Source organism: Rhodobacter ferrooxidans (assembly GCF_000176015.1).
Lineage (GTDB): Bacteria > Pseudomonadota > Alphaproteobacteria > Rhodobacterales > Rhodobacteraceae > Pseudorhodobacter_B > Pseudorhodobacter_B ferrooxidans.
This window is the reverse complement of the sequence record NZ_ACYY01000006.1, coordinates 113,759-140,448: the sequence shown is the minus strand read 5'-3', so window position 1 is coordinate 140,448 and position 26,690 is coordinate 113,759. Positions and strand designations below refer to the sequence as shown.

The 26,690-nt window shown below is 66.2% G+C and carries 24 protein-coding genes; 11 read left to right on the top strand and 13 right to left on the bottom strand.

Annotated elements, in window-relative coordinates; all coding sequences use genetic code 11:
• Positions 1 to 86 precede the first annotated feature (86 nt).
• Positions 87 to 1,712, bottom strand: coding sequence for a site-specific DNA-methyltransferase (locus RSW2DRAFT_RS06480; protein WP_008029223.1), 1,626 nt, complete (start codon positions 1,710 to 1,712; stop codon positions 87 to 89).
• A gap of 252 nt (positions 1,713 to 1,964) precedes the next feature.
• Here RSW2DRAFT_RS06480 and rimO point away from each other — a divergent pair, with 252 nt between their 5' ends.
• The gene (rimO, locus tag RSW2DRAFT_RS06475; RefSeq protein WP_008029222.1) at positions 1,965 to 3,329 is read left to right on the top strand and encodes a 30S ribosomal protein S12 methylthiotransferase RimO; all 1,365 of its coding nucleotides are present in this window, start codon (positions 1,965 to 1,967) and stop codon (positions 3,327 to 3,329) included.
• A 6-nt stretch (positions 3,330 to 3,335) separates the two neighbouring features.
• On the opposite strand, the gene RSW2DRAFT_RS06470 is transcribed toward rimO, so the two are convergent.
• The 4 genes from RSW2DRAFT_RS06470 to thyX all read right to left on the bottom strand — a co-directional run bounded on the left by RSW2DRAFT_RS06470 (position 3,336) and on the right by thyX (position 6,387).
• Positions 3,336 to 3,731: a DUF2177 family protein gene (locus RSW2DRAFT_RS06470; protein WP_008029221.1), complete on the bottom strand. Its 396-nt coding sequence runs from the start codon at positions 3,729 to 3,731 to the stop codon at positions 3,336 to 3,338.
• A gap of 51 nt (positions 3,732 to 3,782) precedes the next feature.
• Positions 3,783 to 4,109, bottom strand: a complete 327-nt coding sequence (locus tag RSW2DRAFT_RS06465) for a hypothetical protein (protein ID WP_008029220.1) — start codon at positions 4,107 to 4,109, stop codon at positions 3,783 to 3,785.
• A 398-nt stretch (positions 4,110 to 4,507) separates the two neighbouring features.
• Positions 4,508 to 5,512 carry a restriction endonuclease gene (locus RSW2DRAFT_RS17890; RefSeq protein ID WP_008029219.1) on the bottom strand — a complete coding sequence of 335 codons (1,005 nt, stop codon included), beginning with the start codon at positions 5,510 to 5,512 and terminating at the stop codon, positions 4,508 to 4,510.
• Entirely contained in the window at positions 5,482 to 6,387 is a 906-nt protein-coding gene (gene thyX, locus RSW2DRAFT_RS06460; RefSeq protein ID WP_008029218.1) for an FAD-dependent thymidylate synthase, read from the bottom strand. Before thyX ends, RSW2DRAFT_RS17890 begins: the two co-directional genes overlap by 31 nt.
• 186 nt (positions 6,388 to 6,573) lie before the next feature.
• Between thyX and RSW2DRAFT_RS06455 the strand changes: the two genes are divergently transcribed.
• The 3 genes from RSW2DRAFT_RS06455 to RSW2DRAFT_RS06445 all read left to right on the top strand — a co-directional run bounded on the left by RSW2DRAFT_RS06455 (position 6,574) and on the right by RSW2DRAFT_RS06445 (position 9,386).
• The gene (locus RSW2DRAFT_RS06455; RefSeq protein ID WP_008029216.1) at positions 6,574 to 7,479 is read left to right on the top strand and encodes a HupA family protein; all 906 of its coding nucleotides are present in this window, start codon (positions 6,574 to 6,576) and stop codon (positions 7,477 to 7,479) included.
• Positions 7,467 to 8,888: a tetratricopeptide repeat protein gene (locus tag RSW2DRAFT_RS06450; protein ID WP_008029214.1), complete on the top strand. Its 1,422-nt coding sequence runs from the start codon at positions 7,467 to 7,469 to the stop codon at positions 8,886 to 8,888. Before RSW2DRAFT_RS06455 ends, RSW2DRAFT_RS06450 begins: the two co-directional genes overlap by 13 nt.
• Before the next feature lie 69 nt (positions 8,889 to 8,957).
• Complete coding sequence (locus tag RSW2DRAFT_RS06445; RefSeq protein WP_008029212.1) at positions 8,958 to 9,386, top strand: VOC family protein; 429 nt, start codon at positions 8,958 to 8,960, stop codon at positions 9,384 to 9,386.
• A gap of 53 nt (positions 9,387 to 9,439) precedes the next feature.
• Here RSW2DRAFT_RS06445 and ribD read toward each other — a convergent pair whose 3' ends face one another.
• Positions 9,440 to 10,513, bottom strand: a complete 1,074-nt coding sequence (gene ribD, locus RSW2DRAFT_RS06440) for a bifunctional diaminohydroxyphosphoribosylaminopyrimidine deaminase/5-amino-6-(5-phosphoribosylamino)uracil reductase RibD (protein ID WP_008029210.1) — start codon at positions 10,511 to 10,513, stop codon at positions 9,440 to 9,442.
• 14 nt (positions 10,514 to 10,527) lie between these two features.
• On the bottom strand, positions 10,528 to 10,995 hold the full coding sequence (gene nrdR, locus RSW2DRAFT_RS06435) for a transcriptional regulator NrdR (RefSeq protein WP_008029208.1): 468 nt from the start codon (positions 10,993 to 10,995) through the stop codon (positions 10,528 to 10,530).
• Between the two features lie 341 nt (positions 10,996 to 11,336).
• Here nrdR and RSW2DRAFT_RS06430 point away from each other — a divergent pair, with 341 nt between their 5' ends.
• Complete coding sequence (locus RSW2DRAFT_RS06430; RefSeq protein WP_008029207.1) at positions 11,337 to 12,134, top strand: sulfotransferase family 2 domain-containing protein; 798 nt, start codon at positions 11,337 to 11,339, stop codon at positions 12,132 to 12,134.
• Between the two features lie 3 nt (positions 12,135 to 12,137).
• Here the strand turns inward: RSW2DRAFT_RS06430 and ade are convergent, their stop codons facing one another.
• Positions 12,138 to 13,838: an adenine deaminase gene (gene ade, locus RSW2DRAFT_RS06425; RefSeq protein ID WP_008029205.1), complete on the bottom strand. Its 1,701-nt coding sequence runs from the start codon at positions 13,836 to 13,838 to the stop codon at positions 12,138 to 12,140.
• A gap of 129 nt (positions 13,839 to 13,967) precedes the next feature.
• On the opposite strand from ade, the gene RSW2DRAFT_RS06420 reads away from it, so the two are divergent.
• Entirely contained in the window at positions 13,968 to 14,891 is a 924-nt protein-coding gene (locus RSW2DRAFT_RS06420) for a DMT family transporter (RefSeq protein ID WP_008029203.1), read from the top strand.
• Positions 14,892 to 15,034: 143 nt separating this feature from the next.
• Here the strand turns inward: RSW2DRAFT_RS06420 and RSW2DRAFT_RS06415 are convergent, their stop codons facing one another.
• The 5 genes from RSW2DRAFT_RS06415 to RSW2DRAFT_RS06395 all read right to left on the bottom strand — a co-directional run bounded on the left by RSW2DRAFT_RS06415 (position 15,035) and on the right by RSW2DRAFT_RS06395 (position 19,806).
• Positions 15,035 to 15,955, bottom strand: coding sequence for an FAD:protein FMN transferase (locus tag RSW2DRAFT_RS06415; RefSeq protein ID WP_008029200.1), 921 nt, complete (start codon positions 15,953 to 15,955; stop codon positions 15,035 to 15,037).
• Entirely contained in the window at positions 15,945 to 18,116 is a 2,172-nt protein-coding gene (locus RSW2DRAFT_RS06410) for a PepSY domain-containing protein (protein WP_008029198.1), read from the bottom strand. Before RSW2DRAFT_RS06410 ends, RSW2DRAFT_RS06415 begins: the two co-directional genes overlap by 11 nt.
• Before the next feature lie 27 nt (positions 18,117 to 18,143).
• Positions 18,144 to 18,638 (bottom strand): DUF2271 domain-containing protein, encoded by a 495-nt coding sequence (locus RSW2DRAFT_RS06405; protein ID WP_008029197.1) that lies wholly within the window; start codon positions 18,636 to 18,638, stop codon positions 18,144 to 18,146.
• Positions 18,639 to 18,798: 160 nt separating this feature from the next.
• Positions 18,799 to 19,401, bottom strand: a complete 603-nt coding sequence (locus tag RSW2DRAFT_RS06400) for a cytochrome b/b6 domain-containing protein (RefSeq protein ID WP_008029195.1) — start codon at positions 19,399 to 19,401, stop codon at positions 18,799 to 18,801.
• A gap of 48 nt (positions 19,402 to 19,449) precedes the next feature.
• Positions 19,450 to 19,806 (bottom strand): PepSY domain-containing protein, encoded by a 357-nt coding sequence (locus tag RSW2DRAFT_RS06395; RefSeq protein WP_008029194.1) that lies wholly within the window; start codon positions 19,804 to 19,806, stop codon positions 19,450 to 19,452.
• Between the two features lie 195 nt (positions 19,807 to 20,001).
• On the opposite strand from RSW2DRAFT_RS06395, the gene RSW2DRAFT_RS06390 reads away from it, so the two are divergent.
• The 5 genes from RSW2DRAFT_RS06390 to RSW2DRAFT_RS18680 are packed head-to-tail and all read left to right on the top strand — an operon-like array spanning position 20,002 to position 26,686.
• A complete protein-coding gene (locus RSW2DRAFT_RS06390; RefSeq protein ID WP_008029192.1) occupies positions 20,002 to 20,661 on the top strand; it encodes a response regulator in 660 nt (219 codons plus the stop codon).
• Complete coding sequence (locus RSW2DRAFT_RS06385) at positions 20,658 to 22,004, top strand: ATP-binding protein (RefSeq protein ID WP_008029190.1); 1,347 nt, start codon at positions 20,658 to 20,660, stop codon at positions 22,002 to 22,004. The genes RSW2DRAFT_RS06390 and RSW2DRAFT_RS06385 overlap by 4 nt, the downstream gene beginning before the upstream one ends.
• 11 nt (positions 22,005 to 22,015) lie before the next feature.
• On the top strand, positions 22,016 to 23,545 hold the full coding sequence (locus RSW2DRAFT_RS18785; RefSeq protein ID WP_008029189.1) for a VIT1/CCC1 transporter family protein: 1,530 nt from the start codon (positions 22,016 to 22,018) through the stop codon (positions 23,543 to 23,545).
• A 55-nt stretch (positions 23,546 to 23,600) separates the two neighbouring features.
• Positions 23,601 to 24,326, top strand: a complete 726-nt coding sequence (locus RSW2DRAFT_RS06370) for an ABC transporter ATP-binding protein (RefSeq protein WP_050786782.1) — start codon at positions 23,601 to 23,603, stop codon at positions 24,324 to 24,326.
• Positions 24,323 to 26,686 carry an ABC transporter permease gene (locus RSW2DRAFT_RS18680; protein ID WP_040671712.1) on the top strand — a complete coding sequence of 788 codons (2,364 nt, stop codon included), beginning with the start codon at positions 24,323 to 24,325 and terminating at the stop codon, positions 26,684 to 26,686. The genes RSW2DRAFT_RS06370 and RSW2DRAFT_RS18680 overlap by 4 nt, the downstream gene beginning before the upstream one ends.
• Positions 26,687 to 26,690 lie beyond the last annotated feature (4 nt).

Sequence of the window (26,690 nt, the reverse complement as noted above, 5' to 3'; positions counted from 1 at the left end):
GGGGCACGGGCGACCCTGCCCCCAAGCTGTTGCCGTCCCCCAAACTGCTGCTACAGTTGGCTTTTGTCGGCGGCAAGGCGCGTCCGCTAAAGGTCCAGCGCCCCCTGCGCCGCCCCGTCCACCTCGCGCGCCGCCCGCTTGAAGCCATCGTCGCGCCGCGCCGGCAGCTTCACCGCCCGGTCGCGCAACTCCATCGCCTGTTCGATGGTGACGATCTGCAACCGCGGCACCGGCGCGAAACCCGGCAGTTCGAACTGCCCCGCCGCCGCCGCATCCTTGATCATGGGCCGCGTCGGCTCTGTCAGCGTCAGGAAGATGCCGATCTGCGCCTTTTCGCGCTCCAGCACGCCGTGAAGCTGGTTGATCATCGCCACCCCCACATTGTCGCCCGCCTTGACCGAGACGATGGCCCGCCCCTCGTGCTTGGCGCCAAAGTAGAGGTTGCCGTCGATGCCCTTGTCGGCGCCCTTTTTCGACAGGTTGCCCGGCTGCGCGGCAATCAGCGACAGCGCCCATTTCTCGAATTCGAAGTAATAATTCTTGTCCTCGCGCCCCCGCGCCGCCATGTCGCGCGCCCCGGCAAGGTCTTGCGGCACGCCATGGGTGGTGAACTGCACGCCCTCGAACGCATCGCGCAGCCGCTTTTCGATCAGCCCCACCGCCAGATGCGTCACGTCGATGCCGATCCATTGGCGCCCCAGCTTCTGCGCCGCATGCACCGTGGTGCCACAGCCGCAGAACGGGTCGAGCACCACATCACCGGGGTTGGAGGAGGCGTTGAGGATCCGCTCCAGCAGCGCCACCGGTTTCTGGGTGGGGTAGCCGAGACGTTCGTCAGCGGTGTTGCCAACTCGCAGGATATCGGTCCACAGAGAATCAGCCTGTTTTCCAGGTTTCTCGTCGAGAAAGACTTTCCTGCCATCAAGTCTTGGCGTCCCATCCTTCTTAGTCAGGATCAAGCCCGCAGCCCACCACTCTTCGCGTTGCTCCAGAGATGCACCCCAAGCGCGGCCAGACGAGGGAATTGTCCCACGCCATTCTTTCTTTCGTTCGGCAGAACCCCCGATCATCGTCAGGTCCTGCCCGGTGAAAAGCCGCCCATCCTCATCAACGCTGTAGCGTTTCAATTGCTCGGGCGAGTAGCCAATGAACTGCTTTGCCCAAGTGCTTTTATCCGACTTGGAATAAAACAGGATAGTGTCATGAACACGCGGAAAAACGTTTGATTTCACATTGTGGGCGTTGGTTCGCCGCCAAATGATCTCGTTGCGATAGTTCTCGTTCCCAAACACCGCATCCAGCAACACCTTCAGGTAATGGCTCGCGGTTGGGTCACAGTGCAGATACAGGCTGCCGGTCGGCTTCAGCACCCGGTGCAACTCGACCAGCCGCACCGCCATCATGGCAAGGTAAGCCATCATGTCGTTGTCGCCCAGAAACGACCGCATCGCCCGCAGCATGGTGCTGGCCGCCACATTGCCGCCGCGCATCACATCGCCGAACGCCTCCTCGGCGCTGTCGTTCCAGTGCCAGGTATCGTCAAACGCCTCGATCTGCGCCGCCGAGTCCGCCCCCTGCGGCCCCTTGAACAGCACGTTGTAGCTGGCGTTCGAATTGAACGGCGGGTCAAGGTAGATCAGGTCCACCGAGGCATCGCGGATGCTTTCCCGCAGCACCTTCAGGTTGTCGCCATAGTAAAGATGGTTCGCCATGCTGCCCCGCTGCTGCCCCCGCGCCTGCCCGCAACCCGACCTTCGCCGGGTCCCCGACCTTCGCCGGGCCGTGGTAAAATCCACGTTAACCGCACCCCGCCAAAGCCGCAACGCCTCTACCCCATTCACCTTTGCCCGGCGCTCCGCGCGTTCGGGCCTGAAACGCTCCACCGGAGCGTTTCCGAGACGGCCCTCACCCCCGCCGGAGGCTCTGCCCTTTCCTCCAGCCGCGCCACCCGGTATAAAGCCCGAATGTCACAAAACCCGCCCAACCTCCGCCCCGATCTGGCGCATGCCAGCGTTCCCGAAACCCGCCGGGAAGGCCAGCCGACCATCGGCATGGTCAGCCTCGGCTGCCCCAAGGCGCTGGTCGATAGCGAGCGTATCCTGACCCGGCTGCGGGCCGAGGGCTATGCGATCAGCGCCGACTATCAGGGCGCCGACGCGGTGATCGTCAACACCTGCGGCTTTCTCGACAGTGCCAAGGCCGAAAGCCTGGAGGCGATCGGCGAGGCCTTGGCGCAGAACGGCCGGGTGATCGTGACCGGCTGTCTGGGGGCGGATGCGGGCTACATCACCGGCGCGCACCCCAAGGTGCTGGCGGTTACCGGTCCGCAGCAATACGAGGCGGTGCTGGATGCCGTGCATGGCGCCGTGCCGCCGCGTCCCGACCCGTTCATCGACCTGCTGCCCGCCAGTGCCGTCAGCCTGACACCACGGCATTACAGCTATCTGAAAATCTCCGAAGGCTGCAACCACGCCTGCAAGTTCTGCATCATCCCCGACATGCGTGGGCGTCTGGTCAGCCGCCCCGCCCATGCCATTGTGCGCGAGGCGGAACGGCTGGTGGCTGCCGGGGTGCGGGAACTTCTGGTGATCAGCCAGGACACCTCGGCCTACGGGCTGGACCTGAAACACGCGACCGACAAGGGGCACCGCGCCCATATCACCGATCTGGCGCGCGATCTTGGGTCACTCGGCGCCTGGGTGCGGCTGCATTACGTCTATCCGTACCCGCATGTGCGCGACCTGATTCCGCTGATGGCCGAGGGCCTCGTGCTGCCCTACCTCGACATCCCGTTCCAGCATGCCGACCCCGGCGTGCTGAAGCGCATGGCCCGCCCCGCTGCGGCGGCGAAAACCCTGGACGAAATCGCCGCCTGGCGCAGCCTCTGCCCCGACATCACCCTGCGCTCCACCTTCATCGTCGGCTACCCCGGCGAGACCGATGCGGAGTTTCAGGTGCTGCTGGACTGGATGGACGAAGCGCAACTGGATCGCGTCGGCTGCTTCCAATTCGAAAACGTCAAGGGCGCGCGGGCCAACGCCCTGCCCGACCATGTGGCGCCCGAGGTCAAGCAGGAGCGGTGGGAGCGGTTCATGCTGAAGGCCCAGGCGATCTCCGAGGCCAAGCTGGCGGCCAAGGTCGGACGGGTGCTGCCGGTCATCGTCGATGCGGTGGACGCCGAGGGCGCCACCTGCCGCACCATGGCCGATGCGCCCGAAATCGACGGCAACCTGTTCATCGACGAGGGTTTTGAAGGGCTTACGCCCGGGGATATCGTCGAGGTCACCGTGGAAGAAGCCGGGGATTATGACCTGTGGGGGCGGCTCTAGCCCGCCTCAGCCGGAAAACCAGCGGGTGATCGCCACCCCGGCCCAGGCGGAAAACGCGGTCAGCACGCCGCCCCAGGTGGTGTCCACCGCGGTCATCATCGGGTGCCAGTCCTTCATGATCGCCAGCGAGGTGAACTCGTAGGTGCCATAGGCCATCAACCCGAGCACCAGCGCCGGGATCAGCACCGGCGCGCCGGTCTTCACCGCGGGCCAGGACACCAGATACAGCAGCCCGGCGACATAGGCGGCATAGAAGGCGGCGGCGGGGGCGGCCCGCATCGGGTCGGCCATCAGCGGGCCGATATGGCGGGTGAACAGCGGCTTCATCACCAGCGCCAGCATGATGCCGTCGAGGACGAGGAAAACGATGGTGGTGGAAATGTAGAGGATGGCGAGGGGCATGTGGATCTCCTTTTGCCAAGGACTTAGGGTGCGCGGCGGCAAAGACCAGAGCTAGGCATCGCCGCGCATCACCACCACCGCCGCCAGCGCCAGCGCCACGCCCAGCCCCTCGCGCAGGCCAAAGCTTTCGCGGAACACCAGCGTGCCTAGGGCGGCCATCAGCACCAGCGTCGCCCCCGAGTAGAACACCGCCACCGACGCCAGCGAGTGGTTGCGCATCAGCTGGAACCAGCCGAAGGCCGGCAGGCCATACAGCAGCGCGCCGACCACGAACCAGGCGGTGCGCAAGCCGTCGGGCTTGGCCGAGGCCAGCTTGATGCAGAAATCGCCGGCGATGGTGGAGAGGGTGATGATGAAAAGCAAAATCGCGTCGGGCATGGAAGGGCTCACTGGAAATGTGCAACGGAGGGTTGCGGATGGCACAAGGGGCTGTGGAAAAACGCGGGTCGGAAAATGGGCGCGGCCAATGCCGCAAGGTGATAATTGCACGGGTTTTTCGGGTTGTCTTCGGGGAAATCGGCGGGGCGGGGGTGGGAGGAGGCGCACAAGCGATCAACCGCCGATTGGGGTGAGGTGGATCAGAAAATGGTCCAGTGGACCATTTTCCCACCGAACGCCCGAGCACGCTTGCGAGGGCCGGGGGTGGGCTTGGCACGACGCCGGGGTGCAAATCTGACCGCGACCGGCACGCGGGGGTGGGGGCGATAAATCGCGCCCGCCCCCGGGGGGCGGGTCGGGCGCGGTCAGATTTGCTTTGGGCAAATCTGACGGCGTGGTTAGGAGGTTTGGAACGCGCCATACGCTTGCTGGCGCACGATGGGTATCGTCATTTCTGGCGCTTTTGTGGCGTCCATTCCCATTATAAACACCCCATCCATTGGGCGGGGTTCTCCGAAATCTATTTGAACCTCACCCGAAAAAAAACAATCCTTCGGGTATAGTATCTTTGAGAAATCGAGCGCCCATCTAAAAGTACCAGTTGAAAGATGCAACTCGGTGCCGCTTCTACCAAAACCAAATACAACAGTGTCTTCTGCAGAAGAACCAATCTCTTCACTCGACACCAAAGCAGAAGACATTCGAAAATCCTGCCTGACACCGGTTACAAAGCTATGAATTTCGATTTCTGAAATTTTCGAGAGGATTGGATTCAGCAGATAATGTGTAGGCGTGCTTACCTTTGCGATGAATGGTAGTGTCTCGCCTCTACCTAGATCTTTGAATTGAAGAGCGATGTTTGAAAGCCAATCTCCAAGTTGTCGCCGACCCACAATTTCCAACCAAAAATGAGAGAAGTCAACACCCAAGAGCTTCGATCTAGATGACAAAACTAAATTTAAGCAATCAAAACGAATAAAAAGGACTGTGATTATAACCTCGCAACCCCAACTTAAGATTTCATCGTCTGTGACAGATAGGACTGATCGCAGGATTATGCCGTGTGATTCCGCCTTCTTCAAAGCTAAATGGGTAAATCCGCTTGATGATACCCCGATCATTATATCCGGGTTTAAGCTAGCTCTTCGGCCAATAAGTTCTTCAATCCACTGCACATCCTGTGGAGACTTGTGATCCCGGCACTCGACGTGAACTAAAGCTTCATTCCGTTTATATGTAATGTCAACTTGACGAGTTCTTCCTTCACCATCTGGGTCGATAACTCGATCGTCACAAATGACGTTTGCTACGCTGTCCCGAGAAAGCGACAATATACGTCCAACTAATAACTCGAAGGACCGCGATTTTGACGTCACCCCCAAACCTCCAAAAACTCCCGCCATTCCCCCTTGCTCATACCTGAATCAACCTGCCCCACAACCTCACCCGCAAGCCTTCTCTTCAACACCGCAATCGCCTTGCCCGACAGTGTCACCCCCCCCATCCGGTAATCCTCGAACGCGGCATAGGCCAAGGGCACCCAGTCGCGCACGCAATCGGCAATCGCCTGGGCATAGACGCGGATTTCGTATTGGGCGTGCTCGTCGGCGCGCAGGCGCAGGAAGTGGAACAGGTTGTGCAGATCGACCTTCCAATACCATTGGGTATAGATATTGGCGGGCAGGTTCATCCGGGCCAGTTCGCGGGCCAGACCCAATTGGCCATTCTGGCTCAGCATCGCCTCGTAATGGTCATAGGCGCGGTTGGCGTCGGATTTCAGCATCTCCAGCACCCGGGCGGATTCGGCCCCGGTCAACACTTCGCCGCGGCCCTGGTTGTTGACCACCGATTGCGCCGCCAGATGTTCGGGGGCGGGAATGTAGAACTCGCGGTCGAGGATCGAATAGCGGGCCGAGTATTCGTTGACGTTGGCGGTGCGGTGGCGGATCCACTGGCGGGCGACGAAGACCGGCAGTTTGACGTGCAGCTTGATCTCGCACATCTCGAACGGGGTGGAGTGCCAGTGCCGCATCAGATAGCGGATCAGCCCCTCGTCGTTCTGCACATGCTTGGTGCCGGCGCCATAGGACACCCGGGCGGCCTGCACGATGGCGGCGTCGTCGCCCATGTAGTCGACCACGCGGATGAAGCCGTGGTCCAGCACCTGATGCGCCCGGTAAAGATGCGCCTCCATGCCCGGCGAGGTGGCGCGCAGGGTGGGCAGCGGGTTGGCGCGGGCGGCTTCGATCTCGGCAAGCTGGTCGGGGGAAAGCGGCATCGGGGCCTCTACATCTATGGGTGGTTTTGCCGCAGCATACGAGATGCGGCAGGATGGCGCAAAGCGGAATACACCCGCGCGACCTTTTTGCATCAAAACCGGCGGCTGCGGCGGGCCGGATTGACTTGCACGCCCGGATTGGGCAGGATTTTAGGCAAAACCAACAAACGAGCGGGCAGTATATCCATGGAATTTCGTGATCTTGCGCCGATGGCGTTGCTGTTTGCCTTGGCCGCCTGCAGCGGCAACCCGCTGAACAATGGCGGGCCGGACGGCGGTGGTGGCGGCGGCGGCGGTGGTGGTGGATCGACGGCAGAGATTCCCGAAGCGTTGCGGCGTGACGTGACCGCAGCCACCTACAATGCGGCGGCCGAAACGCTGACCGTCAACATGGATCAGCTGGATGCCTCGCCGATTTCCGGCACCTTCACCCGCGATGCCGCGGCCCGGGCGCTGGATGTGCCCGGCTATCAGGCCTACACCTTTCAGGAAGCCAGCACGCACCGGTCCTTCATCGGCCTGTTCCGCAAAAGCGGCAACGTGATTGCCGGTGCTGTCGGAGATGGCGGCCAGTTCGCCAATACCGTGGTTGGCGGCATCTATGCCCGCGATGGCGCCTATACCCGGCCGACCAGTGGCCTGGCCACCTATACCGGCACCTATGCCGGGGTGTTGAACACCGGGCTCGGGGCCAGCGGTCCGTTGGACGCCGTGGCACCACTGCGCACCCAGGGCACCGTGCAGGTCAACGCCGATTTCACCAACGACCGGCTGAACGGCGGCGTCATCAACCGCAGCATCGTCGATACCGCGACCCCGCTGCGCGACGTCTTCTTGCAGATCACCGATATCGCTGAAGACGGCACCTTTGCCGGAACCGTGCAGCAGTTCTCCAGCTCGTCGCTGAATGATGTCGGGGAATATGGCGGCATCTTCGGTGGCCGCAATGCCAATGACGTCGCCGCCGTGCTGGTGTTCCAGCCCGACCCCGACATTGCGGCGCTGGTGGAACAGGGGGCCTTCGCGATTTCCTGCGTCGATACCTTCTCGCCGCCCAATCCGAACCCGACAGGAGTTCCGTGCGCCAATTGATCCCGTCCCTGCGCGGTGCGGCGCTGGTTCTGGCGCTGGTGCCGGTGCTGGCGGCGGATCTGGGTGTGGGGGCGGTGCGGGCGGCGGATGCGGCGGAAACCCTGACGCTGAGCATTGCCGACAGTCGGGCACTTGCGGTGCAATCGCTGCAAGACGGCAAGCCCGGGCTGACGGCGGCTCTGGCGCGCGGGCTGTTGCAGCGCGATCCGGGCGATATTGACGCACTGATGCTGCTGGGCTGGGCCGAGGTGGCGCTGCAGCACCCCGATCAGGCGCGCACGGCGGCGGTGCGGGCCTTTGCGCTGGCCAAGGGCAACCCGCGCCTGCGTTTTGCCGCAGCCCGGCTGGCGGCCAAAAGCGCCTATGAGGCGGGGCAGTTGACGCGGGCCGGGTTCTGGCTGCGCCGGGCCTCTGATGCCGCCAGCTCGCCCGAAGAACAGGCCGAGGCCGTGGCGGGGTATCGCAACATCACGGCGCAGAACCGCTGGGCGAACCGCTTCAGCTTTGCCCTGGCGCCGTCGTCCAACATCAACGGCGGCAGTCAGGACCAGCGGCTGACCATCGACGGCCAGCCCACCGGCGCGCTGTTGTCGCCCGATGCGCTGGCGCTGTCGGGGCTGGAGGCGACGCTGGACGTCTCGACCAGTTACCGGATTGCTTCAGGGCCGCAGCACCTGACCAGCCTGGGCTTGCGGGCCTTTGGCGCGACCTATGCGTTAAGCGACGCGGCGCGGCGGCTGACCGAAGCCACCGGCACCAAGGGCAGCGATTTCGCCTTTGGGGCGCTGGAGGTATCGCTGCGCCAGCAGCGGCAGGCTGCGGGCAATGGCCAGTGGAATTACGGGCTGACGGCGGGCAAGACCTGGTATGGCGGCAGCCCGATGAGCCGCTATGGCCGGCTTGATCTGGCGCGCAGCTTTGCGCTGGGGGCGGCGGCGCAGGCGCAGGTGAGCGGTGCGCTGGAACAGGGCTACAGCGAGCGCGACGACAGCCGGACGCTGCTGGCCAGCCTGCAGGGGCAAGTGGTGCGGCGGCTGGCGGGGGGCGGCACGCTGGCGCTGGTGCTGGGGGTCAGCGGCACCGACAGCACCTCGCGCCGGGCCGAATACCGCAGCATCAACGCGGCCGTCAGCTATGCCCTGGGCCAGCCGGTCGGCCCGGCCGAGGTGACGCTGGGGCTGGCCGCCGCGGCACGGCACTATCCGCAAACCTTCACCGGCAGTCTGTTTGGCGATGGCCCACGGCAGGACAACCGCCTGACCGCCACGGTCGAGATGGTGCTGCCGCAGGCGGCGGTGATGGGCTTTGCCCCCAGCATCACCTTTTCCGCCGGGCACAACTGGTCGAATGTCAGCCGGTTCGAGCAGCAGGACATCGGCGTGGCCTTCGGGCTGAAATCGACGTTCTGAGCCCCTCGCCATAGCCCCCCTCGCCTTGGCGCGATTGCGTGCTAGGATAGCGGGCAAAGGGAGAAAGCCATGCAAGTCAGATATCTTCACACCATGGTCCGGGTGCTGGACCTGGAGAAATCCATCGCCTTCTACAAGCTGCTGGGGCTGGAAGAGACCCGGCGGATCGACAACGAGGGCGGGCGGTTCACGCTGGTGTTTCTGTCACCGCCCGGCCAGCCGGAATGTCCGGTGGAACTGACCTTCAACTGGGATGGCGATGCCGGCCTGCCGTCGGATTCGCGGCATTTTGGGCATCTGGCTTATGGGGTGGGCGACATCTACGCGATGTGCGCGCATCTGGCGGCCAACGGCGTGGTGATCAACCGCCCGCCGCGCGATGGCCGCATGGCCTTTGTGCGCAGCCCCGACAACATCTCGGTGGAACTGTTGCAGATCGGTGCGGCGCTGGCACCGGCCGAGCCGTGGCTCTCGATGGGCAACACCGGGCACTGGTGACCACTGCCGGGCCTCCGGCGGGGATATTTGGGAACAGATGAAACCCGTGCGGTTCAGGAAAAGCGCCAGCGGCTGAGGCTGTCTTCGCCGATCGGATGGGTTTCCAGCAGGTGCAGGCGCGGCGCGTCGGTCAGGTGGCGCAGCGCCAGCGGGCCGATGGCGGCAAGGCCCTCGGCACCCAGCAGGCTGCCCGCGCCGAACAGCGCCAGCTCATCCGCCAGCCGGTCGCGGATCAGGCTGGCGGCCAGTTGCGCCCCACCTTCGCACAGGATGCGGGTCAGGCCGAGATCGGCCAGATTGCGCAGGGCTTCGGGCAGGGCGACGTGGCCTTCGGGTGTGGCCGGGCAGAAGATCAGCCGGGCACCGGTGGCTTCCCAGGCCTGGCGGGCATCCACCGGGGCGGCTTCGGTGTGGCACAGCCAGACCGGCGCTGTCCGGGTGGTCTGGCCCAGGCGGCTTTGCGGCGAATGGCGCAACCGGCTGTCGATGACGATGCGCACCGGCTGATGGTTGGCGCCAAGGCCACGGGCGGTCAGGTCGGGGTTGTCGGCCAATGCCGTGCCAGCGCCGACCATCACCGCGTCATGGGAAAGCCGCAGCGCGTGCCCGGCGCGGCGCGACAAGGCACCGGTGATCCAGCGCGACTCGCCGGTTTCGGTGGCGATGCGGCCATCAAGGCTGGTGGCAAGTTTCAGGGTGACGAAGGGCAGGCCTTGCGTGACGCGCTTCAGAAATCCCGCATTGGCCGCCGTCGCCTCGGCTGGCAGAACCCCTTCGGTAACAGCAATCCCGGCGGCGCGCAGCAGCGCGTGGCCCTTGCCGGACACCCGCGGGTCGGGGTCGGTCAGCGCTGTGACCACCCGCGCCACCCCGGCGGCGATCAGGGCTTCGGCGCAGGGCGGGGTGTGGCCGTGATGGGCGCAGGGTTCCAGCGTCACATAGGCGGTGGCACCGCGGGCCAAGGCACCCGCCTGATGCAGCGCCATCACCTCGGCATGTGGCCGCCCGCCGGGCTGGGTATGGCCGCGCCCGACCACCCTGCCCCCGGCGACAATCACACAGCCCACCGCCGGGTTGGGCCAGGCGCGCCCAAGCCCCCGCGCGGCAAGCGCAAGGGCATGGGCCATGTGGGCGCTATCGCTCACTCTTCCGGCGCACCCGCGGGGCGCAGCTCGGAAACGAATTTGTCGAAATCGTCCGCTGCCTGGAAGTTCTTGTAAACGCTGGCAAACCGCACATAGGCCACGGTGTCGATCCGTGCGAGGCTTTCCATCACGATATCCCCGATGGTGCGCGAGGGGATGTCGGTCTCGCCCAAGGATTCCAGCCGCCGCACGATGCCCGAGATCATCTGGTCGATGCGTTCGGGATCAATCGGGCGTTTCTGCATGGCGATGCGGATGGCGCGCTCCAGCTTCGAGCGGTCGAAATCCTCGCGTTTGCCCGAGGATTTGATCACCACGAGGTCACGCAACTGCACCCGCTCGTAGGTGGTGAAGCGCCCGCCACAGGCCGGGCAGAACCGGCGGCGACGGATCGAGACGTGATCCTCGGCCGGGCGGCTGTCCTTCACCTGGGTATCAATATTGCCGCAAAATGGGCAGCGCATGGCTTCCCCCCTTCTTGTTTTCTGGTCCTGCCTCAGGTCCGGGGGTTTGCCCCCGGTATTATCACAAGGACTATAGGAAGGCCCCGAAAGGCTGCACAGAAGAAAGTTCTGCACACCGGATATGGGGGAGGACCTGTGGCGCGGCGGACTCAGGGCGCGAAGCGCGACGGCACCGACGTTCGGGAGTCTGCCGCAATAGAGTATGGAAGATCGGCCCAACGCGCGTTAGAAGGAAGATTGTTCCTGTCTGCCAGGGCCGGTTTGGCTCGGGGCCGTTGGGCACTGCGGTGCGCCGCTGTGGAAATTCGTTCGACCACCCTTCTTCAAGCAAGGCCCGCCGCGTGGACAAGCCCGTTTTCCTGTTACCCACCAGCCAGAACACCGTGCTGAACCGGCTGCTGGCGCCGTTCTTTCCGCGCTACAAGGTGCTGCTGGAACTGGAGAAACAGCCGCCGCACCTGCGCGGGACGCTGCGCAACCTGATCATGACGCAGGACCACCGGCTGTTGTTCCTGCGCAACCAGAAATGCGCCTGCACCCAGACCACGCAGATCCTTTATGCCTATGCCAACCATGGCGAGCCGCACAAAGGCAACGTCCACCGCGCCGATCGCGGTATCCTGCCCGCCCGCTACCGCTGGATGGAGATCAAGCCGTATTTCGAAGCGCATGTGCCGTATTTCTTTACCTTCGTGCGCCACCCCGAGGCGCGGGTGCGCTCGGCCTTCCGCAACTTCTTTGTCGATCAGACCAACATCGCCCGCCACAAGCACATGGGCCCGATGCGGGCGCATGGTTTCGATCCGGCGCAGGGCGAGGCGCGGAATTTCGACGTGTTTCTGGACTATATCGCCCATAGCTTCGAACTGGACCGGCTGAACACCGATACCCACTGGCGGTTGCAGACCGACAACATCGCCTTCCGCGACATCACCTATGACCACATCGGCCGGGTCGAGAATTACGAGGCCGACTTGCGGCATGTGTTTGCCCAAGCCGGTGCCGCGGATTTTCCGCTGGACGCCTTGCTGGCCCGGCGCTTCAACAGCACCGCCAGTGCCCGCGCCGACATCACGCCCGAACAGCGCCGCAAGATCGAGACGCTCTATGCCCCGGATTACGAGGCTCTCGGCTACTGACCGTTACGGCAGCACCTCGAAGCGGTCCACATCGACCATACCAAAATCCGTGATCTTCAGATGCGGGATCACCGGCAGGCACAGGAAGGCGAGTTGCAGGAACGGCTCCTCCAGCACCACGCCCAGGGATCGGGCGGCGGCGCGCAGGGCCATCAGCGCATCGCGCACCACCTCGAACGGCTCAAGGCTCATCAGCCCCGCCAGCGGCAGCGCCAGTTCCGCCAGCACCTCACCGCCGCAAGTGACCACGAAACCGCCCTCGATCTCCGCCAGCCGGTTGGCCGCCAGCGCCATATCGGCATAGTCGGCCCCGACCACCGCGATGTTGTGATGGTCGTGGCAGACCGTGGTGCCGATGGCACCGCGCTGCAGCCCGAAGCCCTGCACGAAACCGGTGGCGCGGTTGCCGTTCACCCCATGCCGCTCGATCACCGCTATCTTCACCAGATCGCGGGCGGTGTCGGGGCGCTTGTCGCCGTCCTGCGGCGCGATGTCGTAGGTCAGATGCCGGGTGATGATCTTGCCAGGCTGGATGCCGATCACCGGGGTTTCGGTGCGGTTGCCAGGGGTGCGGAAGTGCTGCGGCGCGATGCGGGCGGTTTTCACCGAATGGCGGGCCACCGGCGGAATGGTCTGGCGGGCGGCAAACGCGGCGGCATTTGCTTCGACACCGCCGGCAAAGACACGGGCGGCGTGGCAGCCGGCCAGAGTGTCGATCACCACGATATCGGCGCGTTTGCCCGGCGCGATCAGCCCGCGATCCTTCAGCCCGAAGGCTTCCGCCGCCGAAAGCGAGGCCGCACGATAGACCGCCAGCGGTTCCGCCCCCAGCGCAATCGCGGTGCGGATCATGTGGTCGATATGGCCATGCTCGGCAATGTCCAGCGGGTTGCGGTCATCGGTGCAGAACGCCAGATACGGCGCGAAACGCTCGGTCAGCAGCGGCGCCAGCGCGTGCAGGTCTTTCGAAACCGAGCCTTCGCGGATCAGCACCCGCATCCCCTTGCGCAGCTTTTCCAGCCCCTCGGCATAGGTGGTGGCCTCGTGTTCGGTGCGGATACCCGCCGCGATATAGCCGTTCAGATCACGCCCCCGCAACAGCGGGGAATGGCCGTCGATATGACGGCCGCGGAACGCCTCCAGCTTGGCCATGCAGCCTGCATCGCCCGCCAACACTCCGGGATAATTCATGAATTCCGCCAGCCCGATGACGCGCGGATGATCCATCAGCGGGATCAGGTCGCCCGCCTCCAGCCGCGCGCCGGTGGTTTCCATATGGGTCGAGGGCACACAACTGGAAAGCTGCACCCTGATGTCCATCACCGTATGGGCGCTGGCCTCAAGGAAATACCGGATGCCGGTCAGGCCCGCGACATTGGCAATCTCGTGCGGGTCGCAGATCGCGGTGGTGATGCCCAAAGGTGTCACGCAGCGGTCAAACTCGAACGGCGTGACGCAAGAGCTTTCGATATGCAGATGGGTGTCGATGAAGCCCGGCACCAGCACCTGCCCGGTGCAGTCGATCACCCGGACGCCTTCATAGGCGTCAAACACCCCCACGATGGTATCGCCGCAGATCGCCACATCGCCCGGCACCAGATCGCCGGTGATCAGATCGAACACCAAGCCGCCCCGCAACACCAGATCGGCGGGCACAAGGCCCCGGCCTTGCGCGATCAGATCGGACAGCGGTTTCCCATGCATGGCAGGCTCCTTTTCCGCGCCATCAGACCCCTTCCCGGCGGCGCCGTCCAGAGGGTTCACCCTTGCACAAGGCCCGGTTCGGTGATCCACCTGCCCCACCCCTGACCCAACCCCTGGCCAAAGGTTCCCATGCGCCCGCTGCGCGGCATCCTGCTGAAACTTGTGTCGGGGGTCCTGTTCATCGCCATGTCGGCGCTGATCAAGGCCACGGCGCAGCATGTGCCGCCGGGCGAGGCGGTGTTCTTCCGCTCGTTCTTCGCGCTGCCGGTGATCGTGGTCTGGCTGCTGCTGCGGCGCGAGCTGTCCACCGGCCTGCGGGCGCAGAACCCGATCGGCCATGTCTGGCGCGGGCTGATGGGGATCATGGCGATGGGGCTGGGCTTTGCCGGCTTAGGCTACCTGCCGCTGCCCGAGGTCACCGCCATCGGCTTTGCCGCCCCGCTGCTGACCGTGGTGTTCGCCGCGATGTTTCTGGGCGAAGAGGTGCGGGCGTTCCGCATCTCCGCCGTGGTGCTGGGGCTGGCCGGGGTGTTGATCGTGCTGGCGCCGCGGCTGAGCGTGGCAAGCGGCGGCGCTGCGGGTCAGGCCGAGGCGCTGGGGGCGGTGCTGGTGCTGGGGGGCGCGGTGTTTGCAGCCCTGGCACAGGTGTTCGTGCGCAAGCTGATCCTGACCGACCGCACGCCCACGATCGTGTTTTATTTCTCGCTGACCGGCTCGGTGCTGTCGCTGGTCACCCTGCCGTTCGGCTGGGTGCTGCCGACGCCGACCGAAGGTGCACTGCTGGTGATGGCGGGCATCCTCGGCGGCTTTGGCCAGATTTTCCTGACCTCCAGCTACCGCGAGGCCGATGCCTCGGTGGTGGCGCCGTTCGACTATGCCTCGATCCTGTTCGCGCTGGCGATCGGCTATTGGGGTTTTGGCGAGGTTCCCAGTTGGAGCATGCTGGGCGGGGCGGCGCTGGTGGTGACGGCGGGCATCCTGATCATCTGGCGCGAGCGCAAGCTGGGTCTGGCAAGGGCGCAGCAAGCCAAGGCCGTCACGCCACAGGGTTAGCTCGGCGCTTCCTTGCGGGCGCTTCTCGCTGTGATACCGGGACAAATATCTGCTGCCAAACGTCAAGGACGGCTGCGCGTGCCAAACCGCTGTCGCACCGGCCTTGGCAGGTGCAGCCGCCGCGGCCTTCGTCATGTGTCAGTTCAAGTGACGATTTCGGCAAGGACAGCGCCGTCGCGCACAAGGAAGATCGCCTCGATGCCGCGGGCGCGGGCCAAGGCCGGTCCGGCGTCCTCGCCCAGCACCAGAAGCACCGTGGCCCAGGCATCCGCCGTCATGCAATTCTCCGCCAGCACGGAAACCGAGGCCAGCCGGTTCTGTGCCGGCCCCCCCAGCCGTGGGTTCATGGAGTGCGCCAGATACCCCGCCCCCACCTGCACGAAATGCCGGTAATCGCCCGAGGTCGCCACAGCCCGGTCGGTCAACTCGATCACCCCGCGCACCGTGCGGCTGCCGCGCAAGGGTTCTTCCAATGCCACCGCCCAGGGTCGGCCGTCCGGGCGATGACCGCGCGCCACCACCTCGCCATCCAGCCCGGCCAGCACATCGGTCAGCCCAAATCCCTGCGCCACGCCTGCCAGAACATCGGCGGCGAAGCCCTTGGCGATGCCGGATAAATCCAGATCAACCGCCGCCAGTTTGCGCGCCCGCCCACCGGCCATGTCCAACTCCAGCGCCGAAGCCGTAGCCAGCCGTTGGCCGATCAGCGCCTTGATCCGCGCGGGGTCGGCGCGGCCCTGCGCCGGGCCAAAGCCCCAGGCCCGCACCAGCGCCCCCACGCCGATATCAAACACCCCATCCGAGTCCCGCCCGATCTGCAAACCCGCCGCCAGCACAACCAACAGATCGGCGGGCAGTGCCTGCCATTCTCCCACCGCGGCGGCGTTGAAGCGCATCAGATCGCTGCCCGGCTGCCAGGTGCTCATCTGCGCCTCGATCCGCGCCATGGCGGCGGCGCAGGCGTCGGTCAGCGCGCCCAGGTCCAGCCCCGCGGGTGGTGCCAGCCGCAGGGTCCAGCGCGTGCCCATGGTCGGGCCGTTCAGGGTGATCAGATCAATAGACATCTTCCAGATAGCGCCCCTCGGCCTTCAAGCCTGCCACCGAAAGCCCCAAGGGTGCAAGCGCGGCATCGACCTCGGTCGCCACAGCCTTCGCCATCGGTGATCCGCCGCAAACCAGAATCTGCGCGCCGCGCGCCACCTGTTCGCGCAGATGGTCGGCATCGGCGCGGATGCGGTCCTGCACATAGGCCTTGTCCTCGACCCGCGAGAAGGCGGTCACCAGATGCGACAGCCGCCCGTCGGACTGCCAGCCCGCCAGTTCGGTTTCATACAGGTAGTCCGACCCCGGATCGCGGGCGCCATAGTAAAGCTCCATGCCACGGCCCGCTTTGGCGCCGCGCAGAAAGCCCGCCATCGGCCCGACGCCACAACCCGCCGCCACCATGATCACCGGTTTGTGCGGCTGCGGCCGGAAATCCGGGTTGGGGCGGATGAAGGCGCGGATGCGCCCCCCCGGCTTCAGCGCGTGCAATTGCCCGGAACACAGACCGCCCGGCGCCTTGCGCACCGAGATTTGCAGCATGCCGTCGCGGCGCGACGAGGCCAGCGAGTAATAGCGCGGCAGGTCCGAGCCTTCGGGCAGGATGCCGACCAGATCGCCCGCCTCGAACCGCGGCAGTTTTGCCGCTCCGGCCGCGACAAAGCTCAGGATTGCCGCCGGAGCCTTGACCGCTTCGCCGAAATCCTGCCGCGAGATCAGTTCCAGTTCCACGGTATCGGGCTGCGCCAGCCGGTGATCCAGCACCAGCGGCAGGTTCAGCGCCTTGCCCAGATCGCGGCCCCAGGCGGCGAAATCCACCACCGACTGGCGGTCGATCCGCGCGGTTTCCAGCAGTTGCGGCCAGCCATCGGCCTGCAACGCCGCCGCCACCGTATCGGCATAACCGCAGTATTGCGCGAACATCCGGTCGCCAAAGCCCAGCACCGCCACCGGCATCGTAGGGCCGGTATTGCGCTGCAGCAGGGTCAGGAACTGCTTGGCCGACCCCGGCGCCTCGCCATCGCCATAGGTGGCGGCCAGCACCAGCAGCGCCTGCGCCTTGGGATAGGGTTTCAGATCGTTCATCGCCGCCAGATGTACCCGCCGCCCGGCGTCGATCAGCGCCGTGGCGAGGGTTGCGGCAAAGCCCCAGGTCGAGCCGCCTTCGGAGCCGACCAGGATCACCAGATCGGCCTCGCCCGCCCGCACCAGCCCCGCCACCTTCGGCCGCCCGCCACGGCGTTTCAGCCAGATCAGCGTGCCGGTGGTGGACAGCACCGGAATGGCCAGCGCGCCCAGGCCCAGCAGCAGCCCCAGCCACCAGATGCCCTGCCCGGTGTGCAAGGCCACGACCCAGGCCGACACCGCCTGCGCCGTGGTGGTGGGCAGCCAGTTCAACGCCTCGCCCGTCGCCTGATCGACGTAGCCGCTGCCATCGTTGGTCTGCAAGCCGAACACGTCCAGCGGATCGCCTGCAACCGGAAAGGTCAGCCGGTAAAGGTCGTCCAGCGGCACCGCCTGCAGCGCCGCCAGTTGCCCCACTGGCAACGCCGGGCCACCATCGACCTCAAAGGGAAAATCCGGCTCGTCGGCACTGCCGTCGGGCAGATATTCAAAGTTGTAAAGCGACATCATCGCCCCGGTCAGCGCCGACAGCGCCAGCATTGGCACCGCCAGCCGCCCCGCCGTGCCGTGCCAGCGCCGGGTCTGTGCCCCGCGCACCGGCCGGGTCAGCCGCGACCAGCCGCCCAGCGCCGCCACCAGCAGCAAAAGCCCGGTCAGCGCCATCAGTGCCATGCCGCCCGCCGCCACCCCTGCGACCGCCCGGCCGGTATCGTCCAGCAGGAAAGACCGGTGCAGCCCCTTCAGCCACAGCATGAACGGCGACGCCGTCCACGGCTGCAACTCATAGCCGTTTTCCGGGTCGATCAGGTCGGAATGATAGCCGTCCGGCCCGGTATAGGTGACGACGATCACCCCATTGGCCCGCCGGTCGATGCGCTCGATGTCGGGGTAGAAATCCACCACCCGCTCGGCCATCTGCGCCACGCTGATCCCGGCGATGGGGCGGGCATCCAGCCGCTCCATCGCCGGGTCGATCGACAGGATTGCGCCACTGACCGACAGCACGATCAGAACCAGCCCCAGCACCAGGCCGGGAATCGAATGAAGTTGGCGCAACATCAGGGGGCGTCCTTGGCCGGGTCCGGCTTACATGTCGTATTGGAAAGCGGAGACATAGCCGTTGCCGGCCACAGCCTTGCCTGCGCCGGCAGCGGTCAGATCGACCACCACGTCGGCGGGATTCTCGGCCATCTCCTCGGCAGCGGTATCCACCCGGATCTGATAGCCCGCGTCAATCAGCGCATCAGCGATATCGACGGTGACGCTCAGGCTCTGGCCCGAACCGACGCTGGCCCCGGTGATGCCGTCCACCTGCGCGCGGTCGCCGCCGGTGGCGCGCATCCAGCCGCGCAGGTGCTTGTAGTATTTGGCCTTGCCGCCGGCCATCCACAGCGAACCCTGATAGGCGCCGTCGGCGTCGGTCAGATAGATCGCCACATAAGCACCCTTGCCGCCATAGTTGGTCAGTTGCGTGGACAGCGTGACCGAGCGCGCTGCGGCGATGCCGGGGGTCAGAAAAGCCGCCGACAGCGCGGTGGCCGCGGCGACAAGGGCAAGGCGGGTGGTACGGGTCTTGGTCATCGGGAGTCTCCGTCTGTAAATGCACGTCTGCGGGAAGCTCTGCCAGACCAGCCTGACAGGTTTCTGAATCCCTTGGTATTTTCGGCCAGTCGCGGCAATATACCGCCAAAGCCGGGGCCGCGGGCTGATCTTGGGCAGGATCAGCCCGCGGCGGTTTTCCTCAGGCAATGTCGCCCGGCCCTGCGGCGCGCTTGCGGCCTGTGACCATCGAACGCGCCAGATTTTCGCGGTGCGCCAGACTGGAGGCCACCACCCCTGCCAGATGCAGCCCGACCAGCAGCAGCATCAGATTGGCCAGCACCTCGTGCACCTCCTTCAGCGCGCCGTCGCCACCGTCGCCGCCATCGCCATCATCATCGGCAAAGGCCGGGGCGACGAAGGCGGGCATCTCGGGCAGCAGGCCGATGCGGACCGGGTCGGCCATCAGCCAGCCGGTGAAGCCGGTGCCCGACAGCGTCAGCAGCATCGCCACGATCATCGCCGCCCCCGCCGGATTGTGGCCGATGTAGCGCGGCGAGGCACCGGTCAGGCTGCCACTCAGATAGCCGATCACCGCGCCGGGGCCGCGCAGGAACTGCGAGAACCGCGCATAACGCGGCCCGATCAGCCCCCAGACCAGCCGGAAGGCGATCAGCCCTGCGATGGTGTAGCCGATCCACTGGTGCAGGTCGCTGTCCTCGTCGCCGGTCAGGTAAGCGGCGGCAAAGCCGATCGCCAGCGCCCAGTGAAACGCCCGCAGCGCGATGTCCCAAACCTTGATCATCGTTCATGTCCTTGCTTTGCAGATTTTGGCCGTGACGCGCGAAGGTGGTCAGTCGGACCCTTCGGGAAGCGGCGGCACCGGTTCGCCGTGGTCGTCATGCCCTGCGCCGTGCCGACCCCGTGGCCTGCGGTCATCGTCGTGCTGCTCCAGTTCCAGCAGCTCCAGCGTCGCCGGATCAAACTCGGCCTCGATGCGCTTGCCGGTCTCGTCGCGGCCATAGACCTTGTAGCAGCCGTCGTCGGTGCGGATGCGGTCCACCTCCCAGCCCAGCGCGCGCACCTTCTCGGCCAGCACCTCGCGCGGTTGCCAGGTGGACATCGGCGCGGTGCAGTCATCCCCCGGATAGGCCGCCGTGGCCAGCAGCCCTGCCACCAGCACGCCCGCGACCAGCATCTTGCGTTTCATCATGTCACCTTTGATTCGCGATCACAGAGGCAGGCCCTGCCGATCAAGCGCGGTTTTGCGCCCGCTTCCTGACACTGTGCTGAACGAACGGCCTTGGGCAAAGCAAATCCAATCGTGTTAAGCTGGTTGTCAGGCTGCGCGTGCAGGGGCGTGGGCAAGGCGGCAATCCATCTGCCGCAGCGGAAAGGTCTGGCGATGCGTATTCTACTGGTCGAGGACGACCGCGGTCTGGGCTCCGCCGTGCGCGACCAGATCGCCGCCGAAGGCCACACGCCCGACTGGGTGGAAACCCTGGCCGACGCCACCGCCTGCACCCAGACCATCAGCTATGACCTGATCCTGCTGGACCTGATGCTGCCCGATGGCCGCGGTCTGGATTTCCTGCGCGGCTTGCGCAAGCGCGGGGCGGCGACGCCGGTGATCATCCTGACCGCCCGCGACCGCATCACCGACCGCATCGACGGGCTGAACGCCGGGGCCGACGATTATCTGGTGAAGCCCTTCGATCTGGCCGAACTTTCCGCCCGCATCGGGGCGGTGGCGCGGCGCTACTCCGGCAATCCCAACCCGCAGGTGCATCTGGCCGATCTGACCATCGACCTTGCCGCCCGCAGCATCACCAGCCCCGAAGGTCCGATTGATCTGAGCCAGCGCGAATGGATCATCTTCGAGGTGCTGTTGCAGCGCCCCGGCACCATCGTGCCGAAAGGCCAGATCGAGGAGCGGCTGTATTCCTTTGATGCCGAGGTCGAAAGCAACACCATCGAGGTTTACGTCAGCCGCCTGCGCAAGAAGCTGGGCCGCGACGTGATCGAAACCGTGCGCGGCATGGGCTACCGGCTGGGGCGGGCATGAGTGCCGCCGACCTTCCCGTGCGCAGCCTGCGCCGCGATCTGGCGCTGGGTCTGGCGCTGGGGCTGACCGTGCTGTGGCTGGCCACCATGGCGGGCGTCGGCTTCGTGTTGCAGCACGAGATCGACGAGGTGTTCGATGCCGCATTGCAAGAGGCCGCAGAACGCATCCTGCCGCTGGCAGTGACCGAACTGATCAACACCGAAGCCCCGCCCGAGCCGCGCCGGGTGTCGCCCGTCGGCTCGGCCAACGAATACATGAGCTATGTGGTGCGCGATGCCACGGGCAAGGTGATGCTGTATTCGCGCGGCGCCGATCTGGGCGATTTCAACGAGGTTCTGCCGGACGGCTTTCACTACACCGCCGAGGATCGGGTGTTTTCGGCCTCGGCGGTATCGGGCGCCTACCGGATCGAGGTGGCCGAACCGCTGCGCCACCGCCGCGACGCGATGAAACGGGTGGCGCTGATCATGCTGGCACCGCTGGCCTTGCTGCTGCCGATGGGCATGGCCGGGGTGGCGGTCTTTACCCGCCGCTCGCTTGCGCCGGTGGCGGCGCTGTCGCGCGAGGTGCGGGCGCGCGATGCCACCGGCCTGTCGCCGCTGAAGACCGAGGGGCTGCAATCGGAACTCTTGCCGATCCGCGATGCCATCGACCGGCTGATGGCGCGCTTGGCGCGCACGCTGGAGGCCGAGCGCAGTTTCACCGCCAATGCAGCCCACGAGTTGCGCACCCCGGTCGCCGCCACGTTGGCGCAGACCCAGCGGCTGATCGCGGAAGCCCCCGAAGGCCCGCTGCGCGACCGCGCCCGCAGCATCGAGGCCGAATTGCGCCGCCTGACCCGGCTTTCCGAGAAGCTCTTGCAACTGTCGCGGGCCGAAGGCGGCGGGGTGCTTGGGGATACCGCGCAGGATCTGGCGCCGATTCTGGCGCTGGTGGCCGATGATTTCCGCAGGGCTGGTCAGGCTGACCGGTTGCAACTGTCGCTGCCCGCCGAAGGGGCCGCGATGGCCCGCATCGACCCAGATGCCTTTGCCGTGCTGGCCCGCAACCTGATCGAGAACGCCCTGACCCATGGCGACCCCGCCCAGCCGGTCACGGTGACGCTGGCCCCCGACGCCAGCCTGACGGTGCGCAATGCCGGGTCGGTGGTGCCGCCCGAGGCGCTGGCCCGGCTGACCACCCGCTTTGAACGCGCCGGTGCCCGCTCTGCCGGTTCCGGCCTTGGCCTTGCCATCGTCGATGGCATCGCCCGCGGCGCCGGGGCCACCCTGACGCTTTCCGCGCCCGCCCCTGGGCAAATTGATGGTTTCGAGGCCCGGGTGACCCCGGCGCCGCAAGTATGAAGGACACGACCATGAGCCGCCTTGCCCATTCCGAAGTTCACATGGTCCACCGCATCGGCTGGCTGCGCGCCGCGGTGCTGGGGGCCAATGACGGCATCGTCTCCACCGCCTCGCTGGTGGTCGGCGTCGCCGCCGCCGGGTCGGGGCGGCCCGAGATCCTGATCGCCGGTCTGGCCGGGTTGGTCGCCGGGGCGATGTCGATGGCGGCGGGGGAATATGTTTCGGTCAGCAGCCAGACCGACGCTGAAAACGCCGATATCGAACGCGAGCGCGCCGAGATCGCCGCCCATCCCGACCACGAGTTGAAGGAGCTGTCCGACATCTACGAGGAGCGTGGGCTGGACCGGCATCTGGCGCGGCTGGTGGCCGAACAAATGATGGCGCAGGACGCGCTGGGGGCACATATGCGCGATGAATTGGGAATCTCGGAAACCGTCACCGCCCGGCCGGTGCAGGCGGCGCTGGTCTCGGCGCTGACCTTCGCCGTGGGGGCAGCCTTGCCGCTGCTGGTGGCGCTTCTGGTGCCGGTGGCGCTGGTGACGCCGCTGGTGGCGGGCGCGACCGTGGTGACGCTGGCGGCACTGGGCGCGCTGGGGGGCGGCGGCGGGGGGGGCGGGCTGGCTGCGCGGCGCCCTGCGCGTCACCTTCTGGGGGGCGTTGGCCATGGCCGCCACCGCCGGCGTCGGCGCGCTGTTCGGCGTGGTGGCCGCATAGTTCCGGCATCAAAGCCGTTGGCAACGCCGCACTATCGCCTTAAGGTTGTATCTCGTGTTTCAGGATTACCCCATGCGCCTTTCCCCGATACCGTCTGGTCCCCTGCCCTGGCGAGGCCGCCGATGATGCAGGCGCCCACCCTCTGGCCCGAGGTTTCCGTGGTGCTGCCCGCCCGTGACGAGGCGGCCAGCATCACCGCCCTGTTGCGCGACATCGACCGCGCGCTGGCGGGCATGGCGCACGAGATCATCGTGGTCGATGACGGCTCGCGCGATGGCACGGCGGAACTGGTGCTGGCAGCCTCGGCCGAGCTGCCGCAACTGCGGCTGATCCGCCATGCCCGCGGTCAGGGCCAGTCGGCGGCGCTGCACAACGGCGTGCGGGCGGCGCGCGGGCGCATCGTGGCGACGCTGGACGCCGACGGCCAGAACCCGCCCGCGGCCTTGCCACGGCTGATCGCGCCGCTGCTGGCCGAGGGCAGCAATCTGGGGCTGGTGCAGGGCTGCTGCCAGAACACCGCCAAAGCCGCCCGGCCGCCGCTGAAGGGCGATTGCCACTGCACGCTGCGGGCGTTTCCGCGCGCCACCTACACGCGGCTGACCTATTTCCATCACCTGCACCGCTTTCTGGCGCTGGAGGTGCGGCGGCGCGGGCAAGCGGTGCTGCTGGTCGAGGTGGCCCGCAGCCATCGCGGTGGCGGGCGGTCGAAATACTCCGGCCTGCATCACGCGCTGATCGGCGGCATCCATCTTTTCGGCGCCACCTGGCTGCTGCCGCGTTCGCCTGTCGCCCCCGGCCAGGAGGTCACGCCGCCACCGCAAGCCTGACGGCGCGTTGCGCTGGCGCATGGCCGCAGCGGCGGGAATCGGCTACCATTGGCGTATGAAAGCCGCAGTCCAGCCCCGATCAGCGGTGTTGCGCACCGAAGCGATCACCAAGGTCTATCGCAGCGGCACCGTCGAGGTGCAGGCGTTGCGCGGCATCGACCTGACCTTGCTGGAAACCGAAATGGTGGTGCTGCTGGGCGCCTCGGGTTCCGGCAAATCGACGCTGTTGAACATCATCGGCGGGCTGGATCAGCCAACCTCGGGCCGGGTGTTCTTTCGTGACGAGGAACTGACCCGGCTGTCCGACAAGGCGCTGACCGCCTTTCGCCGCGACCATGTGGGCTTCGTGTTCCAGTTCTACAATCTGGTGCCGTCGCTGACCGCGCTGGAAAACGTGGCGCTGGTGACCGAGATTGCCCAACGCCCGATGCGCCCGGAAGACGCGCTGGACCGGGTGGGGCTGGCGCACAGGATGCACCATTTCCCGGCGGAACTGTCGGGCGGCGAGCAGCAGCGGGTGGCCATCGCCCGCGCCATCGCCAAGCAGCCCGATATCCTTTTGTGCGACGAACCGACCGGCGCCTTGGACAGCGCCACCGGCCGCACCGTGCTGGAGGCGCTGGTGCAGGTGAACGCCGATCTGGGCACCGCCACCGTGCTGATCACCCATAACGCCGCCATCCGCACCATCGCGCATCGGGTGATTTCGATGGCCGATGGCGCGATTGTCCGCGACGAGGTCAACGCCACCCGGCAAGCGCCGTCGGAGGTGACGTGGTGAGCGCGCTGAACCGCAAGCTGTTGCACGACCTTGTGCGGATCTGGGCGCAGACCCTTGCCATCGCCGGGGTGTTGGGTTGCGGCATCATGGTGCTGGTGATGGGCACCGGCGTGCAACGCTCGCTGACCGAAACCCGCGCCGCCTATTACGAGCGCAACCGCTTTGCCGAGGTGTTCGTGCAGGCCACCCGCGCCCCCCGCAGCCTGCTGCCCGAGATTGCGGCGCTGGAGGGCGTGGCGCTGGCCGAAGTGCGGGTGGTGCTTTCCGCGGTGCTGGATCTGGACGGCATGGCCGAACCTGCCACCGCCCGCATCCTTTCCCTGCCCGCCTCGGGCAACCCGGTGCTGAACGTGCCGCTGCTGCGGTCTGGCCGGATGCCGGACCCGTTGCACGCAGATGAAGTGGTGGTGGCCGAAGCCTTTGCCATGGCCAACGCCTTGCACCCCGGTGATCGCTTTCGCGCGGTGATCGAGGGCCAAAGCCGCGAGCTGGTGATCACCGGCACCGTGATCTCGCCCGAGTTCATCTACACCATCGCCCCCGCCTCGATGATGCCCGATGACAAGCATTTCGCGCTGATCTGGATGGGGGAAACCGCCGCTGCCGCCGCCGCCGATCTGGGTGGCGCGTTCAACGACCTCAGCTTGACGCTGGGGCGCGGTGCCAATGAAAAATCGGTGATCGCGGCGCTGGACCGGCTGCTGGCCCCCTATGGCGGCACTGGCGCTTATGGCCGCGACCGGCAAAGCTCGCATGCCTTTCTGGACAACGAGCTTGCGCAACTGGCGGCGATTGCCAAATACCTGCCGCCGGTGTTTCTGGTGATCTCGGCCTTTCTGGTCAACATGGTGCTGGGGCGGCTGATCGCGCTGGACCGACCGCAGATCGGGCTTTTGAAGGCCGTGGGCTATTCCACCGGCGCGATTGCCGCGCATTACCTGAAACTTAGCATCGGCATCGGTCTGGTGGGGGTGGCGGTCGGTTGGGGCGTCGGCTGGTGGCTGGGCGCGGGCATGACCCGGATGTATGCCGATTTCTTCCGCTTTCCCTTCCTGATCTATGTGCCGGGGGTCGGGTCTTTCGTGATCTCGGGCCTTCTGGGGCTGGCCACGGTGCTGCTGGGGGCGTTGCGGGCGGTGCTGGCCTCGGCCCGGCTGGCGCCTGCGGTGGCGATGGCGCCGCCCGCCCCGCCGGCCTTTCGCCGTGGCTGGGTGGACTGGCTGGGCGATGCGCTGCACTTGCGCAACCTGACGATGATGATCCTGCGTTCGGTCAGCCATTGGCCGGGGCGGGCGATGGTGACGCTGTTCGGGGTGGCGGCTTCGGTGTCGGTGCTGGTGGCCTCGTTCTTCATCCTGGATGTGATGGCGGTGCTGATGACCGACATCTTCGAGCATACCAACCGGCAGCAGGCGACGCTGATGCTGTCGCGCGCGCAGGGCGAGGAGGCGGTGCTTGCCGCCGCCGCCCTGCCCGGGGTGCGGCGGGCGGAAGGCGCCTTCGTGCTGCCGGTGCGGGTGGGGCATGGCACGGTATCGCGGCTGCTGGCCTTGCAGGCACGGGCTGCGGATACGCAACTGACCCGTATTCTGGATACCCAGGGCCGCCCGTTCGATCTGCCGCAGCGGGGTCTGGCGATCCCGGAATCGCTGGCCGACGTGCTGGGGGTGCGGCCCGGCGATACGGTGACGGTGGAACTGCTGGCCCCGCCGCGCGAGACCTGGGTGGTGCCGGTCACGGCACTGGTGCGGCAAAGCATGGGGCAGGATGTGCATATGGCGGCGCCGGCGCTGTTCGCGCTGATGCGCAGCCCGCCGCAGGTCAACGCCATCCACCTGATGATCGCGCCCGAGGCGCTGCCCGGCCTGCGCGCGGCGGTCAAGACCACGCCCGCGATCGGCGGCATGGTGGAATGGACCGATATCCGCCGCCAGTTCGACGTCACGATGAACGAAAACCTGGTGCGGATGGTGGTGATCTACACCGCTTTGGGCATGCTGATCACCGTCGGCGTGGTCTATAATGCCGCCCGCATCCAGTTGGCCGAACGGGCGCATGAATTGGCCAGCCTGCGGGTGCTGGGCTTTACCCGCCGCGAGGTGGGATATGTGCTGGTGGGCGAGTTGATGCTGCTTTCGGTGCTGGCGGTGCCGGTGGGCTGGGCCTTGGGCTACGGTTTTGCCGCCCTGATGGTGGCGGCGTTTTCCAGCGAGATGGTGTCGATGCCGCTGGTGATCAGCCGCGCCACCTATGCCTATGCGACGCTGGTGGTGCTGGGCACGGCGCTGGCGGCGGCGCTGCTGGTGCGGCGCAGGCTGGATCACACCGATCTGGTCAGCGCCTTGAAACAAAGGGAATAACGCG